Source organism: Bradyrhizobium sp. Kon10 (assembly GCF_055807395.1).
The window spans coordinates 1-273 of the sequence record NZ_JBVVOZ010000216.1 but is presented as its reverse complement, the minus strand read 5'-3'; the positions used below and the strand labels follow the sequence as shown (position 1 = coordinate 273).

The 273-nt window shown below is 62.6% G+C and carries 1 protein-coding gene; it reads left to right on the top strand.

The window, feature by feature from the left end; genetic code table 11:
• Positions 1–80: 80 nt before the first annotated feature.
• Positions 81–273 (top strand): hypothetical protein (locus tag AC0L2O_RS36770; protein WP_473373203.1); only part of this gene is annotated, 193 nt, incomplete at its 3' end.

The window sequence follows — 273 nt, the reverse complement described above, 5'->3', positions numbered from 1 at the left end:
CTTCGGGGGCGGCGTTGCAGCTCACTTCGGGAGAGGCTAAAGTCGAGACAGGCTGCATAATATGCCGAGGAGCACCTGATATGGCGGAGGGCGCGACGGTCCGCTGGCTGGTTCGTCTCACTCCAGTTGCGGGTCGCAAAGTCGACGATCTCCTGAAGGTTCCACTGAGCCTTGATGTCTGGGAACGGGAAGCTGACGCCGTCGTGGCGGTTGCCTCAGAGCAGACGATTGCCGAGCTCGAGCGCCGACGAATAGCTGGCGTCGAGCGCCTCC